Origin of the sequence: Sinorhizobium chiapasense, assembly GCF_045277575.1 — a bacterium.
GTDB classification, from domain to species: domain Bacteria; phylum Pseudomonadota; class Alphaproteobacteria; order Rhizobiales; family Rhizobiaceae; genus Ensifer; species Ensifer chiapasense_A.
Map to the genome: position 1 here is coordinate 3,854,536 of NZ_CP144205.1, position 15,353 is coordinate 3,869,888.

Below are 15,353 nucleotides of genomic sequence, written 5' to 3' on the forward strand. Positions count from 1 at the left end.
ATGACGTCATCGAACCAATTACCTCAGAGGTAATGGATTTTACTTGGCACACGCGTCACTCTGCCGGGCAAATGGAGAAACAGGACATATGCAATTTGGCGAACATCTGAAGGAATGGCGTGGCCATCGCCGCATGAGCCAGCTCGACCTCGCGGGCGCTGCCGGCATCTCGGCGCGGCACCTGTCGTTCCTCGAAACCGGTCGCTCAAGACCGTCGGAGGGCATGATCCTGCGGTTGGCCTCGGTGCTGGATATTCCGGCCCGCGACCAGGGAACGCTGTTTTCGGCAGCCGGCTATCGGCCGCGCATGGCGACGCACCCGGCCGCAGGGCTGGATGCCATGCCGCCGGCCGTCGCCAATGCCATCAGGTTGATCCTTGCCCGCCACGATCCCTATCCCGGCCTGGTGCTCGACCATGAATACACGCTGCTCGTCGTCAATCCGGCGCTGGCGAGCCTGGCCGCGGCTGCCGACATTCCGTTCCAGCCTGGAGAAAACTTCCTCGACGCGTTCCTCCGCAACGAAAACGTTCGCAAGCTGGTGGTCAACTGGGAGGCCGCGGCGGCTGATCTCGTACAGCGCGTGCGCACCGAGGCCTGGCTGCAGGGGCCACGCAGCCGCCTCGGCAAACGCCTGGCGAAGGCCGCGTCGAGCCCGGGGGTCGAGCGGGCGATCGAAGACCACCCCCACACCGACCGGCTGCCCGTGCTGCCGATCGAGCTCGATGTCGGCGGCCTGCGCTTGAGCTTCATCACCACGCTGCAGACCTTCGGCTCGACCCAGGATGCCCTGGTGGAAGGCGTGCTGATCGAATCCTTCTTCCCCGCGGACGAGGAGACCAAGGCGTTTTTTGAACGAAAGGGATGAGCGCTACTGCTGGCCGCGCTGCAGGTCGATGGCGATGGCGCCGCACAGCATAAGGGCGAGACCCATATTGTAGGCGCCGATCGCTGCTGCCGCTTCGATCCAGTTGCCGCTGACGCCAGCCAAACCCAGCAGGACCGCACCAACCAGAATGCAGAGACGCGGAGAGCACAGGCCGCATGTGATGATGCCGAGGAGGAAGGAAGCGGTGACGATCATGGTCCCGGGCGCCCTTACGAATTGATGATGATCATGCCGCTGATGATCAGCGCGGCACCAAGCGCGTAGCGAAGCGTCACGGCCTCGCCGAGGAAGACGGCGGCAAGCAGCGGTACGAGGCAGAACGTCAATGCCATGAACGAATAGGCGATCGTCAGCGGCACGGACTTGATCGTGAAGATCCAGATGATCGTGCCGATGCCATAGACGGCCAAGGCCGTGAGCAATGTTGGGCTGAGGGCCAGCGCCAGCAGCCCGTGAGCATTGGCGTCGCCGGTCTTGGCGCTTGTCAGCTTGAAGAGGATCTGCCCGGCCGAAATCAGCACCGGTGTGAAAAACAGTCCGAACCAGACGGTGGGCGCCAGATTGAGATTCATCGCCACGCCTCACACTGCCAGAGCTTTGTCTTCGCGATAGAAGATGTCGCGGCCGATATCGATGCACTCGTGTTCGGCTGGAACCGGATGCATCGCGCGAAGGAAGGAGTGGGTGTAGGGAAAGAAATTGAAGTGCGGGTTGAATGTGTAGCGATACTCGCGCTCCCGCGGCACGACAATGATCAGGCGCCGGCGGGTGATCCGGCGAAGCTCGGAGATCGCCTTGCGGTAGTCGAGGATATGCTCGATGACGTGCGTGCAGACGACGGTATCGAACGCGCCATCGGCAAATGGCAGCTCCTCGATCATCGCCGCATGGTACTCCACACCCTCGATCCGGGCTGCATCGTCGATGGCAAAGTCGACGCCCGTGAGTCGCTGAAGGCCTGGATTGGCCTCTCGGATACGCTTCAACAGAACGCCGGTCCCGCAGCCAACGTCGCAGACGCTGTCGCCGACGATGCCTGCCGCGATCTTGCGGACACAGGCTTCGGAATTGTCCGTTCCCTCGTGGACCCTTGGATGCAGGCGGTAGAGATCTTCGTATTCGCGCGCCGACAGGAACGGCGCACGCGCGCGAAACTCGGCAAGATGCGCGATATGCTTGCCCCAGGCGAGGCTGGCCATGCCCTTGAAAAGCCGCGAATCCCGGAGGATCGGCGGGATGACGTCTTCGATGATGAAGCGTATGCGGTTGGTAGTTTCCCGGTTCATCGGTGGCGTTCCCGAACAATCCGTGGCGTTGGCTGTGGGCCGGTTTCCTGGCCGTCGAACGGGGAGGGAGCGATGCCCGCATTCAAGCTCTCGGCCGGCGCAGCCCGTGCGGGTGTCGCAATATAGTGCAGCCGAAGCTGCTCGGTGCGGGCGCGCGAGACGGAATCGAGGATCAGACCGGCCGTGAACATCATGATCGAGACCAGGAGCAGGGCCAGCGAAAAGACCCAGGTGGGCATGCGGGGCACGAGTCCTGTCGCGAAATATTCGATTAGGACCGGCGTCATGAAAATTGAACTGGCCGCCAGGAAAGCGAGGCTGATGAGGCCGAAGAAGGTGAACGGCCGCGTTTCCTTCATCAGCATCACGAAGGTCCAGAGGATCTTGGCGCCGTCCTTGAAGGTCGAGAGCTTGGAATGGGAGCCTTCGGGCCGCCGGCCGTAATCGAGTTCGAGTTCAGCGACCGGCAGTTTAAGTCGCGAGGCATGGACCGACATCTCTGTCTCGATCTCGAAGCCGTTGGAAACGGCCGGGAAGCTCTTGGCGAACCGCCGCGAGAAGACGCGATAGCCGGAGAAAATGTCATTGAAGTCCGTGCCGAACATCGATCGGTAGAGAAGGTTGAAGATGCGGTTCCCAAGGGCGTGCCCCTGTCTGCCGGCGTCGTCATGGACGCCGCGTCGCGTCCCGACGACCATGTCGGCGCGCTCGGTGATCAGGGTGCGTACGAGATCTTCCGCATCCGTCGGGCAGTAGGTGCTGTCGCCGTCGGCCATGACATAGATGTCGGCGTCGATATCGGCGAGCATCCGGCGCACCACATGCCCCTTGCCCTGCCGGCGTTCGCGCACGACGGTCGCGCCGGCAACCATGGCCTTCAGCGCCGTGCCGTCCGTCGAGTTGTTGTCGTAGACGTAGATGCGGGCCGTCGGCAGCGCCGTCTGGAAGCCCTGAACGACTTGCCCGATGGTCGAGGCTTCGTTGTAGCACGGCAAGAGAACGGCGATGTTGAAACGTTCGAACATCCGGGCGGCTTGGTTCCTGTTGGATCGGCGCCATCATAGGCATCAGGGTGTTAACAAGACGCCAAGGAGCGTCGCGCCGAGCGCTCGACAAGGTCGCTCCCGCCCCTCGGGTTTTACGCTTTCTTGATCGCGTCTCCTTATGATGCCGCGAGAGCAAGAGGGACGGGAAACCATGCCGAGCGGCACTGCGGCACTATCAGACATGGCGACGGCGCCTGCACCGAGGCGGTTCTGGTCGAGATTGCCCTCGGCGGTGCTCGTTTACGGTGCGCCCATCATCCTCTTCGTCGTCGTCCAGTTCCTGAGGGCGACTGACTATGTCGGCCGCGACAATGACGATGTCATGCGATTGGTTGAAGTGCGCGATCTGCTGGCCGGCCAAAGCTGGTTCGATCTGACGCAGGTCCGCCTCGGCCTCGAGGGCGGAACGTTGATGCACTGGTCGCGGCTGATTGATCTGCCCATCGCCGGGCTCATGGCTCTCCTCCGACCCTTTGTCGGTGCATTGCAGGCGGAAGTCCTGGCCCTGGCGATATGGCCGATCTGCCTGACGATTCCGTTGCTCGCGGCAATGGGCCTGGCCGGGCGCCGTGTCGGCGGCACGCCGGCCATGCATTTCTGTCTGGGGTTGACGGCGCTGTTCATCGCCACCTCGAACCGGTTTCTCGGGGGGGCGATCGATCATCATAACGTGCAGTTGGTCCTGGTCGCGGTCATGCTGGCGATGCTCGTCGATCGGCAGTATCGGGCGTCCAGCTACGCAATGGCAGGATTGGCGGCGGCGCTGGCGATCGCCATTGGTGCGGAAACGACGCCGTTTGTGGCCATGGTCTGCGCCGTCGTCGCCTGCCAGTGGGCCCCCGTCGGCCGGCAGGCTGCGCGGGCTACCGTTGCCTTTGGCCTTTCGCTCGCTGCAAGCTTGAGCCTCTTCTTCTTCGTGACCGTGCCGCCGCGCCTCTATCTGGCTGCGACCTGCGACAATCTCTCGATCGCCTTCTATTCGCTGGCGCTGGCCGGAGGCGGATTGCTGGCCCTTGCCGCGGCAATGGTCAGCACTCGACCGACCGTCGCGCGGTTCTTCGCCCTTGGCGCCTGCGGCCTCGGCGTCATTGTCGTGGCACTGCTGGTGGCGCCGCAATGCCTGGGCAATCCTTTGGCAGGGCTCGATCCGCTGCTCCGTGAGCTGTGGCTCGACAACGTCACCGAGGCACGTTCCTTCGCAGCCGTTGCAGCGACGGAACCCGCCAGCATCGGGGCCTACTATTTCGCCGGTGCATTTGCCGCGCTTCTTTGCGCCTGGCGCATCTGGCGTCGCGACAGGATCGATCTCAACCTCATCCTCTTCGCGCTTGTGTTTTCGAGCCTGATGATCGCGCTCGTCCAGGTGCGCGGGATGGCCTTTTCCAATCTCCTGGCGATTGTGCCGATCGCGTCGCTGCTCACCGACCTTCGCGCCCGCTCAAGCGGCGGAACGGCAGGGATGGGCGCCTCTCTCCTTTACGTCGGCACGCTGCTCATTTCGGTTCCGGCGGTATGGGCCATGGCCGGAACGTTCGTCGACAAGGGCATCGGGGGACTCGTGGCAAGCGAAACCGTAGCCTCGAACGGTGAGGCGTGCCTGACGGCGGCGTCATTGACAGATCTGGAAGGCTTGCCGCCGTCGTTCGTTGTCGGCCCATCGGATATTGGTGCGGCCCTCCTTCGCTACACGCAGCACCGCGTGCTGAGCGCGCCCTATCACCGCAATGCCGTCGGCATGCTCGCGGAATTGAAGATCGGCCTGGCGCGGCCGGAAGAAGCGGAGGTCATGCTGCGCCAACTGGGGCATCCGGTGCTGGCCTTCTGCGCCGCGGACGCTCAGGCGCAAATGATCGCCGCGAGGGCGCCGCAAGGCTTCTATGCCGAGCTTGCCGCCGGGCGCGTGCCGGCGTTCCTGTCGCCCCTGCCGGTTTCGGCAGGCGCGCCCATTCGGCTCTATGCCCTGAAACCTTGAGCGCGCCTGCGGTCGGTGGGTGGAAAGCGCAACGGATGTGCTGGCCTTCGGCCAAGGGTGCGGTAAAAGAAGCCATGGCTTCTTTCTTCGACAGCGATTCTCCGAGCAACCTCACCGAATATTCGGTGTCCGAGCTTTCCGGCTCGATCAAGCGCACGGTCGAGCAGGCTTTCGACCAGGTGCGCGTGCGCGGCGAGATCTCCGGCTATCGCGGCCCGCATTCGTCCGGCCACGCCTATTTCGCGCTGAAGGACGATCGGGCGCGCATCGATGCGGTGATCTGGAAAGGCACGTTCTCGCGCCTGCGCTTCCGGCCCGAGGAAGGCATGGAAGTGATCGCGACCGGCAAGGTCACGACCTTCCCGGGCTCGTCGAAGTACCAGATCGTCATCGAATCAATGGAACCGGCCGGCGCCGGCGCGCTGATGGCGCTGCTGGAAGAGCGCAAGCGCAAGCTCGCCGCCGAAGGCCTCTTTGATGCCGGCCGCAAGCGGCCGCTACCCTACATGCCCAAGGTGATCGGCGTCGTGACGTCGCCCACGGGTGCGGTCATCAGGGATATCCTGCACCGCATCGCCGACCGCTTTCCCGTGCACGTCGTCGTCTGGCCGGTCCGGGTGCAGGGCGATGGTTCGGGCGACGAGGTGGCGGCAGCGATCCGCGGCTTCAACGCGATCGAGCCCGGCGGCGCGATGGCCCGGCCAGACGTGCTGATCGTTGCCCGCGGCGGCGGCAGCCTCGAGGACCTCTGGGGTTTCAACGACGAAGCCGTCGTCCGCGCCGCGGCCGCTTCCGAGATCCCGCTGATTTCCGCTGTCGGGCATGAGACCGACTGGACATTGATCGACTATGCCGCCGACCAGCGGGCGCCAACGCCGACCGGTGCTGCCGAAATGGCGGTGCCGGTCAAGGCCGATCTCGAAGCCGCGGTTTCCGGCCTCTCGGCCCGTCTCAAGGCCGCCGTCGGGCGGCAGATGGACAATCGCCGCCAGGCGGTGCGCTCATTGGCGCGCGCGCTGCCGTCGCTCGATCAGTTGCTGGCGCTACCGCGCCGCCGCTTCGACGAGGCCGCCCTTGGGCTCGGGCGCGGCCTCACGATGAACACGGCCAACAAGCGGCGCCAGTTCGAGCGCGTCTCGACCGAACTTCGCGCCGATCTTCTCAAGGGCAAGCTCTCCGAGCGCCGCCAGCGCATCGTCGATGCCATGAACCGGGCCGAGCGCATCGTAGAGCGGCAGGTGCATCGCGGGGAGGCGCGGGTTTCGGCGGCAGACGCCTCGTTGCGGACGTTGCCGTCGCGGCTGCTTGGTCAGATCCATCGCGCGACGGATCGTGTCGCCGGGCTCGCCGCCCGATCCGATGCAGCCGTGCGCGCGGATATTCGCCGCCTGTGCAGCGTCATCGTCGCCCAGGACCGCATCCTGCAATCCCTTTCCTATCGCAACGTCCTGCAGCGCGGCTTCGCGCTGGTCCGCGATGCCGAAGGCGGTCCGGTGCGCCAGGCTGCGGCCGTGACGGCCGGCATGGCGCTCAGTCTGGAATTCGCCGATGGTCGAGTTTCGGCAATTGCCGGCGACGGCGGCGACGAACCCGCCCCGCAGACGCCGGCGCCGCGCAAGAAGCAGATGAAGCCCTCGGAGCCGACGGGCGACCCGCCGAAGCAGGGCAGCCTGTTCTAGGCAGCCGCACGATCTCCGGTCGGAATCCGGCAAAGCGTTTAGGTCCCCGGTTGGGCGGGATGGGAGAACCATGCGTATTCTGCTCGTGCTTGCGCATCCGCTCGAAGACAGTTTTGCCGCAAGCGTTGCGCGTGAGGCGCGAGCGGCGCTGGAAGCGAACGGCCACATCGTCGACCTGCTCGATCTCTATCGCGAGGATTTCGATCCGCGCCTGAGCGTTGCCGAGCGCGCCAGCTACTTTACCGAGGCCTATGATCGAACGGCCGCCACCGATTGGATTGCGCGACTGCAGGCGGCCGATGGCCTTGTGCTGGTCTTTCCGCAATGGTGGTTCAATTTTCCGGCGATCCTCAAGGGTTTCTTCGATCGCGTCTTCGCGCCGGGCATCGCCTTCGACAACGATCCGGCCGGCGGCCGCATCATCCCGCGCCTTCACAACATCAAGCTCTTCTGGGCGCTGACGACGACCGGCTCGCCGTGGTGGGTGGTGCACCTCTATATGGGCAATCCGGTGAAGCGGCTTTTGAAGCGCGGCATCGCCGCCTTCTGCGCCAAGGGCCTGAATTTCCGCATGCTCGCGCTGCACGACATGGACCGGGCGACCGACGCCAAGCGCAAGGCGCATCTCGCCCGTGTCCGTCGGCTGGTCGCCAGAATCTAGGGCGCCGTGCGTTCAGATGCACGCACTAAGGTCGCTCCAGCACTTTGTTTCTGGAGCATCTTTCCGCTTCCAGCGATTTCACTTGAAAGCGGGATGCTCCAGCCGCGTCTACTCGAACGCCGCCAGATACTTTCGCAGCAGCCGGTCGAGCGTCGCACGCTCCTCCGGCGAGAGCTCGGAAACGACCCGATGCTGGTTTGCCACATGCGCGGTCGCCGCCTCGTCGACCCGGCGCAGCCCTTCCTCCGTCAGGGTGATGATGACGCTGCGCCGGTCCTCGGGATTGGCGATCCGCTCGACGAGACCGGCTTTCTCCAACTGGTCGATGCGGTTGGTCATGGTGCCGGAACTGACCATGGTGGTATCCAGCAGCTCGCCGGGCGAAAGCCGATAAGGCGGCCCGGAGCGGCGCAGCGTCGCCAGCACGTCGAAGCTCGAAGCGGAGAGGCCGCGTTCGGCAAAGGTCTTTTCGATCTCCCGGTCGATATGGGTCGAAAGCCGCGAGAGCCGGCCGAGCAGGCCCATGGCCGACACGTCGAGATCCGGACGTTCCCGGTGCCATTGAGCCAGTATCCTGTCGACGCGGTCCATCCGAAGCCTCCATTGTTCCAACAGCTATAGGATATCTTGACGTAGAGATAAACTGTGATAGTCTGAATTTATCTTGATGTAGAGATTCTTTAGGTAGAGATATGAGCGCGAACCGCACTGCCGACCTTGCCTTGACTGCGCTGGCGCCCGCCATCTGGGGCAGCACTTACCTCGTCACAACGGAGTTCCTGCCGTCAGGCTATCCGCTGACGGTCGCGATGCTGCGGGCCCTGCCGGCAGGGCTCCTGCTGCTGCTCATCGTACGGCGTCTCCCTGAGGGTATCTGGTGGCCGCGAAGCTTCATCCTCGGCGCGCTCAACTTCTCCTTCTTCTGGGCCATGCTGCTCGTCTCGGCTTACCGGCTGCCGGGCGGCGTTGCCGCCACGGTCGGCGCCGTCCAGCCGCTGATCGTCATCCTGCTGTCGCGCGTCTTCCTCGGCTCGCCGATCCGGACTCTCAGCGTCGCGGCCGGCCTTGCAGGTATCGTCGGGGTCGGCCTTCTGGTTCTGACGCCGGGCGCCACGCTCGATCCGCTCGGAGTGCTCGCCGGTCTCGCCGGCGCTGTCTCCATGGCTTTCGGTACGGTCCTCAGCCGCCATTGGGCGCCGCCGGTGCCGCCGCTCACCTTCACCGCCTGGCAACTGGCGGCCGGCGGCCTGCTTCTCGTGCCGGTAGCGCTGTTCTTCGAACCGTCCCTGCCTTCATTGACGGCGGCAAACGTTCTCGGCCTGGCCTATCTCGGCCTGATCGGCGCCGCCTTCACCTATCTGCTCTGGTTCCGCGGCCTCTCACGCCTCGAGCCGTCGGCCGTCTCGCCGCTCGGCTTCCTGAGCCCGGTCGTTGCCATCCTGCTCGGCTGGGGCGTGCTTGGCGAGCAACTGACGCCGGTCCAGGCCCTCGGTATCCTCGTCGTCTTCGCCAGTGTCTGGCTCAGCCAGCGCGCACACTTGCTGCCCAGGGTGCGACCTGCCCGCGCCTGAGCGCGGGCTTGCAACCACAGGGCAAGCGTCTCGCAGTGCCGGCCGGCCGGTTTGTTAACGAAGAGGCCGCGGCATTCCTGCGGCGGCCCCGATGGCTTTCACAAAAGGGGAACCGGCTCCTGATCGCGAGATCAGGCCCACTCGCCCTGGCGCATGACCGGCACGCGGCTGCCGTCGGCACGCACGCCGTCGATGTCGACCTGGCCGGAGCCGATCATCCAGTCGATATGGATCAGGCTCGAATTGCCACCCTGGGCGCGAATCTGTTCCGGCGTCAGCTTGGCATCGTCGACGAAGCAGCCCGAATAGCACTGACCGAGCGCGATGTGGCAGGAGGCGTTTTCGTCGAACAGCGTGTTGTAGAACAGGATGCCGCTGGCCGAGATCGGCGAGGAATGCGGCACCAGCGCCACTTCGCCGAGCCGGCGCGCGCCCTCGTCGGTGTCCAGCACCTTGTTGAGCACTTCCTCGCCGCGCGATGCCCTCGCCTCGACGATCCGGCCGCCTTCGAAGCGCACCTGAATGTTGTCGATCAGCGTGCCCTGGTGCGACAGCGGCTTGGTCGAGGAGACATGGCCTTCGACGCGCAGCGCGTGCGGCGTCGTGAAGACTTCTTCGGTCGGGATGTTCGGATTGCAGATAATGCCGTTCTTGGCTTCCGACGCACCGCCGCACCACAGATGACCATCGGCCAATCCCACCGTCAGGTCGGTGCCGGGGCCGGTGAAGTGCAGGGCTGCGAAGCGCTCGCCATTCAGCCAGGCCGAGCGGCGGGCGAGGTTGGTATTGTGCTCCTTCCAGGCCGCCACCGGATCGGCGACATCGACGCGCGAGGCCGCAAAGATGGCGTTGGCGAGCTTTTCGACGGCAACCGCGTCCGGATCATCAGGGAAGACCAGCTTTGCCCAGGACGGGTTCGGGTAGGAGACGATGTTCCAGTTGATGTCGAAGTTGGAGATCTTTTCAAGCGCCGGCTTGTAGGCGATCGAATTCGCCTTGTTGGCGCGCGCGACCTTCGCCGGGTCCTGCGCCGAGAGCATCATCGGGTTGTCGCCGGAGATCGCCAGGCGCGCAGCGCCGCCGGCAAAGGCCTTGGCCATGCCTTCGAACAGCCAGTCGCTCGCGCGGTCGAAGCTCTCGTCCGGAGCGTAGGCGTAGCGTGCCAGTGTCGTGTCTTCGTCGGAGTAGAGCGTCGTCACCAGACCTGCACCCGCCTTGTAGGCGTGCTTGGTGATCAGGCGCACCAGCGGCATTGCCGCGACCGGCGCGGTCATCACCAGGTCCTGGCCGCGCTGGAGCTGCAGGCCGACCTGGATCGCGACTTCTGCAAGCTTATCGAGTTTTACAGGATCGATGGGATTGGGCGTATTGGCGGGATAGGTCATGATCTGCCTGTCTTTTGAATCGGAAGAAGAAGACTTAGAGCGCTTTGCGGCGAAAATGAAGGCTGATTGCCCGGCATCGTTCCGCGGTTAGCGTGCCGCGAGGGCAGCCCTCATCCGTTCGACATTGCTCCGGTGCACTGCCTCGTAAGGCGCGAAATAGACGATCGCGCCGGAGCCGATCTCCTCGGCGGCGAATTCCGCGAGCGTGCCGATGGCAGCACCTGTCTCGATCGCATGCGTCAGCCGCTCGATGTAGCGGCGGTTGGTGTCGATCAGCTCCGGCCCGTAGCCGCCGGCGGCGATGCGCTCGCTCTCGCCGTGGGCGGGCAGGATCCGAGCAATCGGCCATTGCCGTAGACGCCTGAGTTCCGCGATGTGCGTCTCCGTTTGATCGGCCTCGCTAATGAAGGTCGTCGTATCCTCGAGTGTATCGCCGGCGAGCAGCAGCTTCTCCTCGGGCAGCCAGATGACATTGCCGTCGGCGCTGTGGATGGCGAAGTGATGCAACTCGACCCGACGTTCGCCGATTGTGAGCGTGAGCGTCTCAGTAAACAGCCGGTTCGGCATGACGAGGGGATGGATCGGCGGCGTCGCCGTCTCGATCCGTTCGCGATTTTCCTCAAGCTTTTCCGCCGTCAGCCTGAGTGCGATGATCTCGCAATCGGCAAAGACGGCGTTCCCGGCCACGTGATCCTTGTGCCAATGGCTGAGCACGACGCGGATCGAGGTGACGCCGAGGCTTTCAAGGTGATCGCGGATCGCGCGGGCATGGGCGAGCGAAATATGCGTGTCATAGACCAGCGCCTCGCGGCCATCGACGATGGCATAGGAGGCGATGCCGAGTTCATAGGCGCCATCATCGAGCCAGTTCGGCGCCTGCGAGTGGAGCCGCACCCCGGCGATACGCCCGTCATAATAGGCATAGAGGCCGGGGTAGGGCTCCAGGATCGTCAAGGTCGAGGTCAGGTCCGTCATGTGCAGCTCCTCCCGCATGGCTTGGTGCTGTCATAGGCCAGTGCGAAACGAAACTGAAGGACGGGATGCTGGCTGCGATCCTATCTGCCTATGCCTCTCGCGCACGCAGCAGGTAGGCGTCGTGATCCCTGAGGAAGGCCATTAGCCGCTCGCCGTAATCGGCGGTCACTGCCGCCTTGACGCTCGGCCGCTCAGAGAGCGCCCTTCGCCAGGCGCGAACTCGATCGAGGCGATCGAAGATGCCGTGATCGGCGAGCGTGTCGAAGAGGTCGAAGTAGCGGAAGATCGGTGCGAAAACCGCATCGACGAGGGAAAAACCGGCGCCGGCAAAATAGGGACCGTCGCCGAGTGCCGCTTCCATGGTCGCGAGCTTGCCGGCGATCGCGTTGCGCTTCTGCTCATAGGTTGCCTGGTCCTTGGCGGTCTCGAAGCCCCAGAGCTCCGAAAGGATCGACGAGCCGAATTCCATCCAGCCGCGATGCCGGGCGCGCTCCAGCGCATTTTCGGGGTGAAGCCTCGGGCCGGCTTGAGTCTCCTCGACATATTCGGCGATGACCGAGCTTTCGAACAGCACGGCTTCGCCGCCCTGCTGCGGCACCTGGAGCAGCGGCACCTTGCCGAGAGGCGAGATCTTCAGGAACCAGTCGGGCTTGGACTTGAGGTCGATATAGGTCCGCTCGAAACGAACGCCTTTTTCGTCGAGCGCGATCGAGGCGCGTTGCACATAGGGGCAGAGATGGTGGCTGACGAGGGTAAGCATGGCAGTCTCCCGGTTGAGGCAAGGTAGATGCATTTGCATGTATGTAGGCTTGCTTTGACTTTCAAGATGGATGTAATTGCATCTATGGCCAGCGAGACAAAAAACGAAGCAAAGCGCCCGAGCGCGGAAACGACCGAAGCCTGGATTGGGCTGATGCGCGCCCGTGAGCGCGTGCTTGCTCGGATCGAGGCCGACTTCAAGGCTGCAGGCTTGCCGCCGCTTGGGTGGTACGACGTGTTGTGGGAGCTGGTGCAGGCGGAGGGCGGCCGTCTGCGCCCCTTCGAGATTGAGGCGCGCACCTTGCTGGCGCAATACAACCTCTCCCGCCTGATCGATCGGCTGGTGAAGGAAGGTCTGGTCCGCCGCGAAGCTTTCGACGCCGATGGTCGCGGCCAGTGGGTGGTGATCACCGAGGCCGGCCGGACGATGCGTGAACGCATGTGGCTGACCTATGGCCCGTCGATCAAAGCCCATGTCGGCGCCAGATTGACCGCGGCCGAGGCGAGGCAGCTGGCGGCGCTGCTGGCGAAGCTGCGGTAAGGCATTTGGGCTCAAGAAGAGTGCAACGGCGGACAATCGGACGGTGACTGCCACGCACATTGCCCCTCACCCTCACCCTCTCCCCGCAGGCGGGGAGAGGGGACCTGCCCCCTCGCAACGCTGTCGAACGGAGCCGCCATCACGGGAAGCAGAGGTGGCCGTTGTTGAGGCGAGCCGGGTGCCACACGCTTCCTTCGCCCCGCCTGCGGGGAGAAGGTGCCGGCAGGCGGATGAGGGGCAAGGTCGGGCAGGTGGCTCGCGTCTGATCAGCGCGTGGCCGCCCTCAGCTGCTGAGGCCGAACGACTTCTCCAGCGCTTCCCAGGTCTCGTCCATGGCGAAGGTGCCGGACAGATAGGGCAGTGCCACATGGCCGTAGAGCGGCGAAAGCTGCCACTCGGCGGTTTCCTCGTCGACGCCGGCGATCTGCTGCAGGTAGATCGTCGAGACGAGGCCGGTGCGGTCGGCGCCGGCCTTGCAATGGATCAGCAGCGGCTTCGGCGCGTCGCGGAGGATCGCCATCAGGGCATCGGTTTCCTTGCGGTCAATCTCCGCCGAGGCGGACATGGGGAAGTTGATGAGCCGGATACCGTTGCGCTCGGTGGCGGCGACCTCGTCGCGATACCAGCGTTCGTGCGGTTTCTCGCCGCGCAGATTGAGTATGGTGCGGATGCCGTAGGCCTTGGAATAGGCGGCGATCGCTTCGGCGGTCGGCTGCGCCGAACGGTAGACCTCACCGGCGACGAGCGTGTGGAAGTTGCCGGTCCATTGCAGACCAACGAGATAGAGGACCAGGGCTGCAACGAGCGCAACCGTGCCGACGACGAGGCGTTTGAGAAGACGCTTCGCGCGCAGAAACCTTGCAGATGCCATGAAACGACTCCGAAGCGACCCCACGCTCCCGGTCGTGAGCGCGCTGCGGGCGGAAAACCATCGGGGATTTCCGCATCCCGTCTGGCTGCTCCTATAGGCCATCCATGAAATTTTGATGGCAGAGATCAGGCGATCAGCGGTGCGGCGATCGCCTTCAGCGCGGCCTGGGCGTCGCGCGGCGCAAGCCGGACCTGCAGCCCGCGCTGGCCGCCATTGATGTAGACCGCGGCTTCGGCAAGGGCTGCCTCCTCGATTGCGGTCGGCACCAGCTTCTTCTGGCCGAACGGGCTGATGCCGCCGACGTGGTAGCCGGTCAGCCGCTCGGCATCCGCCGGCTTCATCATGGCCGCCGATTTGCCGCCGAAAGCGGCGGCGAGCTTCTTCATGCTGACTTCGCGGTCGGAGGGCACGACGCAGCAGACCGGCTTGCCGTCGACCTCGGCCATCAGCGTCTTCAGCACCCGGCTCGGATCCTCGCCGAGCGCTTCCGCCGCCTGCAGGCCGACGCGCTCGGCACTGGGATCGTAGTCATAGCTGTGCACCGTGAAGGTAACGCCAGCCTTCGAAAGCGTCTGGGTGGCGCGCGTGGTCTTCGACATCGTCTAGCTCCGGATCAGGCGTTACAGCGTCGCCTCGTAGAGGTCGGGCTTGAACCCGATCAGCAGGTTGCCGTCGGCTTCGAGCACGGGCCGCTTGATCATTGAGGGCTGCGCCAGCATCAGCGCGATCGCCTTTTCCTCATCGAGACCCTGCTTGTCAGCCTCGTCGAGCTTGCGGAAGGTGGTGCCGGCACGGTTCAGCACCGTTTCCCACCCGGCTTCCTTGCACCAGCGTTCGAGGTGCGCGCGGTCGATGGCCTCGGCCTTGTAGTCGTGGAAGCGGTAGGCGATGCCACGGCCGTCGAGCCAGGTGCGCGCCTTCTTCATCGTGTCGCAGTTCTTGATGCCGTAGATCGTAGCCGTCATTCCATGCCCCAATATCGTCGTGCGCAACTCCGGCAACCATCCGGAATCGCGCAACTTCAAAGCGTGGCTGGAGTGATAGCGTCCCGGCGAGCCCGAGGGAAGGCGTTGACCTTGTTTCAGGTCACGCCGGCGTAGCGGCCGGGCCTGTGGTTGATCGCCAGCGTCATGTTGACGACGGCAGCACCCACGACCGAAAGCACGAGGTTTGCCGGCGGCAGCACGAAGTAGGCGGCGGCGAGGATGGCGAGATCGACTGCGAGCTGAAAGTAGCCGGCGCGGACGCCGAATTTTTCCTGGAGATAGATCGCCACGATGTTGATGCCGCCAAGCCCGGTGCGATGGCGGAAGAGGATCAGTAGACCCGTGCCCATCAGTCCACCGCCGACAACCGCCGCGTAGATCGGGTCGAGCTGCGCGATCTCCACCCATCCGGCCGTCAGCCGCGAAAACAGCGACACCAGGCTGACGGCGAGGAAGGTGCGCAGCGCAAACATCCAGCCGAGCCGTTTGACCGCCAGCACGTAGAAGGGCAGGTTGACGAGGGAGAAGACCAGCGAGAACTCGGCCCCGGTCGCATATTGCAGGAGCAGAGCCAGGCCCGATGTGCTGCCCGTCAAGAGCATCGCCTTGCTGTAGATGATGACACCGAGCGACATGATCAGCGTGCCCGTCAAGATCGCCAGCGCATCCTCGTAGAGACGGTGGCGTTCTACCGGGGGTTCAGACACGTCGATGCTGCGCTCGGTCATCTGA

18 protein-coding genes are annotated in these 15,353 nt (G+C 64.4%); 6 read left to right on the plus strand and 12 right to left on the minus strand.

What is annotated here, in order from left to right; genetic code table 11:
* Positions 1–88: 88 nt before the first annotated feature.
* Positions 89–868 carry a helix-turn-helix domain-containing protein gene (locus tag QM996_RS18530; protein ID WP_500268677.1) on the plus strand — a complete coding sequence of 260 codons (780 nt, stop codon included), beginning with the start codon at positions 89–91 and terminating at the stop codon, positions 866–868.
* Positions 869–871: 3 nt separating this feature from the next.
* Here the strand turns inward: QM996_RS18530 and QM996_RS18535 are convergent, their stop codons facing one another.
* Genes QM996_RS18535 through QM996_RS18550 form a run of 4 tightly spaced genes read right to left on the minus strand, consistent with a single transcriptional unit; the run spans position 872 to position 3,200 of the window.
* Entirely contained in the window at positions 872–1,084 is a 213-nt protein-coding gene (locus QM996_RS18535) for a hypothetical protein (protein WP_500268678.1), read from the minus strand.
* Positions 1,085–1,098: 14 nt separating this feature from the next.
* Positions 1,099–1,461 carry a DMT family transporter gene (locus tag QM996_RS18540; RefSeq protein WP_500268679.1) on the minus strand — a complete coding sequence of 121 codons (363 nt, stop codon included), beginning with the start codon at positions 1,459–1,461 and terminating at the stop codon, positions 1,099–1,101.
* A 9-nt stretch (positions 1,462–1,470) separates the two neighbouring features.
* Positions 1,471–2,175: a class I SAM-dependent methyltransferase gene (locus tag QM996_RS18545; protein ID WP_500268680.1), complete on the minus strand. Its 705-nt coding sequence runs from the start codon at positions 2,173–2,175 to the stop codon at positions 1,471–1,473.
* Positions 2,172–3,200, minus strand: a complete 1,029-nt coding sequence (locus QM996_RS18550; RefSeq protein ID WP_500268681.1) for a glycosyltransferase family 2 protein — start codon at positions 3,198–3,200, stop codon at positions 2,172–2,174. Before QM996_RS18550 ends, QM996_RS18545 begins: the two co-directional genes overlap by 4 nt.
* A 172-nt stretch (positions 3,201–3,372) precedes the next feature.
* Between QM996_RS18550 and QM996_RS18555 the strand changes: the two genes are divergently transcribed.
* From QM996_RS18555 to QM996_RS18565, 3 genes are all read left to right on the plus strand, one after another.
* Entirely contained in the window at positions 3,373–5,193 is a 1,821-nt protein-coding gene (locus QM996_RS18555; RefSeq protein ID WP_500268682.1) for a hypothetical protein, read from the plus strand.
* Positions 5,194–5,267: 74 nt separating this feature from the next.
* Complete coding sequence (xseA, locus tag QM996_RS18560; protein WP_500268683.1) at positions 5,268–6,872, plus strand: exodeoxyribonuclease VII large subunit; 1,605 nt, start codon at positions 5,268–5,270, stop codon at positions 6,870–6,872.
* 70 nt (positions 6,873–6,942) lie between these two features.
* The gene (locus QM996_RS18565) at positions 6,943–7,533 is read left to right on the plus strand and encodes an NAD(P)H-dependent oxidoreductase (RefSeq protein ID WP_500268684.1); all 591 of its coding nucleotides are present in this window, start codon (positions 6,943–6,945) and stop codon (positions 7,531–7,533) included.
* 108 nt (positions 7,534–7,641) lie between these two features.
* On the opposite strand, the gene QM996_RS18570 is transcribed toward QM996_RS18565, so the two are convergent.
* Positions 7,642–8,124, minus strand: coding sequence for a MarR family winged helix-turn-helix transcriptional regulator (locus tag QM996_RS18570; protein ID WP_500268685.1), 483 nt, complete (start codon positions 8,122–8,124; stop codon positions 7,642–7,644).
* A gap of 101 nt (positions 8,125–8,225) precedes the next feature.
* Between QM996_RS18570 and QM996_RS18575 the strand changes: the two genes are divergently transcribed.
* Positions 8,226–9,104 carry an EamA/DMT transporter family protein gene (locus tag QM996_RS18575; protein ID WP_500268686.1) on the plus strand — a complete coding sequence of 293 codons (879 nt, stop codon included), beginning with the start codon at positions 8,226–8,228 and terminating at the stop codon, positions 9,102–9,104.
* Positions 9,105–9,235: 131 nt separating this feature from the next.
* Here the strand turns inward: QM996_RS18575 and QM996_RS18580 are convergent, their stop codons facing one another.
* The 3 genes from QM996_RS18580 to QM996_RS18590 form a co-directional block, all read right to left on the minus strand.
* On the minus strand, positions 9,236–10,489 hold the full coding sequence (locus tag QM996_RS18580) for an aminopeptidase (RefSeq protein ID WP_500268687.1): 1,254 nt from the start codon (positions 10,487–10,489) through the stop codon (positions 9,236–9,238).
* 87 nt (positions 10,490–10,576) lie between these two features.
* Entirely contained in the window at positions 10,577–11,464 is an 888-nt protein-coding gene (locus tag QM996_RS18585; protein WP_500268688.1) for an MBL fold metallo-hydrolase, read from the minus strand.
* Positions 11,465–11,552: 88 nt separating this feature from the next.
* Complete coding sequence (locus QM996_RS18590) at positions 11,553–12,224, minus strand: glutathione S-transferase family protein (RefSeq protein ID WP_500268689.1); 672 nt, start codon at positions 12,222–12,224, stop codon at positions 11,553–11,555.
* A gap of 84 nt (positions 12,225–12,308) precedes the next feature.
* Here QM996_RS18590 and QM996_RS18595 point away from each other — a divergent pair, with 84 nt between their 5' ends.
* Positions 12,309–12,764, plus strand: a complete 456-nt coding sequence (locus QM996_RS18595; RefSeq protein ID WP_500268690.1) for a MarR family winged helix-turn-helix transcriptional regulator — start codon at positions 12,309–12,311, stop codon at positions 12,762–12,764.
* 283 nt (positions 12,765–13,047) lie between these two features.
* Here QM996_RS18595 and QM996_RS18600 read toward each other — a convergent pair whose 3' ends face one another.
* The 4 genes from QM996_RS18600 to QM996_RS18615 all read right to left on the minus strand — a co-directional run bounded on the left by QM996_RS18600 (position 13,048) and on the right by QM996_RS18615 (position 15,349).
* Complete coding sequence (locus QM996_RS18600; protein WP_500268691.1) at positions 13,048–13,635, minus strand: dual specificity protein phosphatase family protein; 588 nt, start codon at positions 13,633–13,635, stop codon at positions 13,048–13,050.
* A gap of 125 nt (positions 13,636–13,760) precedes the next feature.
* The gene (gene ybaK, locus QM996_RS18605) at positions 13,761–14,234 is read right to left on the minus strand and encodes an aminoacyl-tRNA deacylase (RefSeq protein ID WP_500268692.1); all 474 of its coding nucleotides are present in this window, start codon (positions 14,232–14,234) and stop codon (positions 13,761–13,763) included.
* 21 nt (positions 14,235–14,255) lie between these two features.
* Positions 14,256–14,600 carry an arsenate reductase gene (locus QM996_RS18610; protein ID WP_500268693.1) on the minus strand — a complete coding sequence of 115 codons (345 nt, stop codon included), beginning with the start codon at positions 14,598–14,600 and terminating at the stop codon, positions 14,256–14,258.
* A gap of 116 nt (positions 14,601–14,716) precedes the next feature.
* Complete coding sequence (locus QM996_RS18615) at positions 14,717–15,349, minus strand: YitT family protein (protein WP_500268694.1); 633 nt, start codon at positions 15,347–15,349, stop codon at positions 14,717–14,719.
* Positions 15,350–15,353: the final 4 nt, after the last annotated feature.

Coding starts and splice junctions, on each gene's coding strand:
- QM996_RS18530 (WP_500268677.1), top strand. CDS start 89: ATGCAATTTGGCGAACATCTGAAGGAATGGCGTGGCCATCGCCGCATG.
- QM996_RS18535 (WP_500268678.1), bottom strand. CDS start 1,084: ATGATCGTCACCGCTTCCTTCCTCCTCGGCATCATCACATGCGGCCTG.
- QM996_RS18540 (WP_500268679.1), bottom strand. CDS start 1,461: ATGAATCTCAATCTGGCGCCCACCGTCTGGTTCGGACTGTTTTTCACA.
- QM996_RS18545 (WP_500268680.1), bottom strand. CDS start 2,175: ATGAACCGGGAAACTACCAACCGCATACGCTTCATCATCGAAGACGTC.
- QM996_RS18550 (WP_500268681.1), bottom strand. CDS start 3,200: ATGTTCGAACGTTTCAACATCGCCGTTCTCTTGCCGTGCTACAACGAA.
- QM996_RS18555 (WP_500268682.1), top strand. CDS start 3,373: ATGCCGAGCGGCACTGCGGCACTATCAGACATGGCGACGGCGCCTGCA.
- xseA (WP_500268683.1), top strand. CDS start 5,268: ATGGCTTCTTTCTTCGACAGCGATTCTCCGAGCAACCTCACCGAATAT.
- QM996_RS18565 (WP_500268684.1), top strand. CDS start 6,943: ATGCGTATTCTGCTCGTGCTTGCGCATCCGCTCGAAGACAGTTTTGCC.
- QM996_RS18570 (WP_500268685.1), bottom strand. CDS start 8,124: ATGGACCGCGTCGACAGGATACTGGCTCAATGGCACCGGGAACGTCCG.
- QM996_RS18575 (WP_500268686.1), top strand. CDS start 8,226: ATGAGCGCGAACCGCACTGCCGACCTTGCCTTGACTGCGCTGGCGCCC.
- QM996_RS18580 (WP_500268687.1), bottom strand. CDS start 10,489: ATGACCTATCCCGCCAATACGCCCAATCCCATCGATCCTGTAAAACTC.
- QM996_RS18585 (WP_500268688.1), bottom strand. CDS start 11,464: ATGACGGACCTGACCTCGACCTTGACGATCCTGGAGCCCTACCCCGGC.
- QM996_RS18590 (WP_500268689.1), bottom strand. CDS start 12,224: ATGCTTACCCTCGTCAGCCACCATCTCTGCCCCTATGTGCAACGCGCC.
- QM996_RS18595 (WP_500268690.1), top strand. CDS start 12,309: ATGGCCAGCGAGACAAAAAACGAAGCAAAGCGCCCGAGCGCGGAAACG.
- QM996_RS18600 (WP_500268691.1), bottom strand. CDS start 13,635: ATGGCATCTGCAAGGTTTCTGCGCGCGAAGCGTCTTCTCAAACGCCTC.
- ybaK (WP_500268692.1), bottom strand. CDS start 14,234: ATGTCGAAGACCACGCGCGCCACCCAGACGCTTTCGAAGGCTGGCGTT.
- QM996_RS18610 (WP_500268693.1), bottom strand. CDS start 14,600: ATGACGGCTACGATCTACGGCATCAAGAACTGCGACACGATGAAGAAG.
- QM996_RS18615 (WP_500268694.1), bottom strand. CDS start 15,349: ATGACCGAGCGCAGCATCGACGTGTCTGAACCCCCGGTAGAACGCCAC.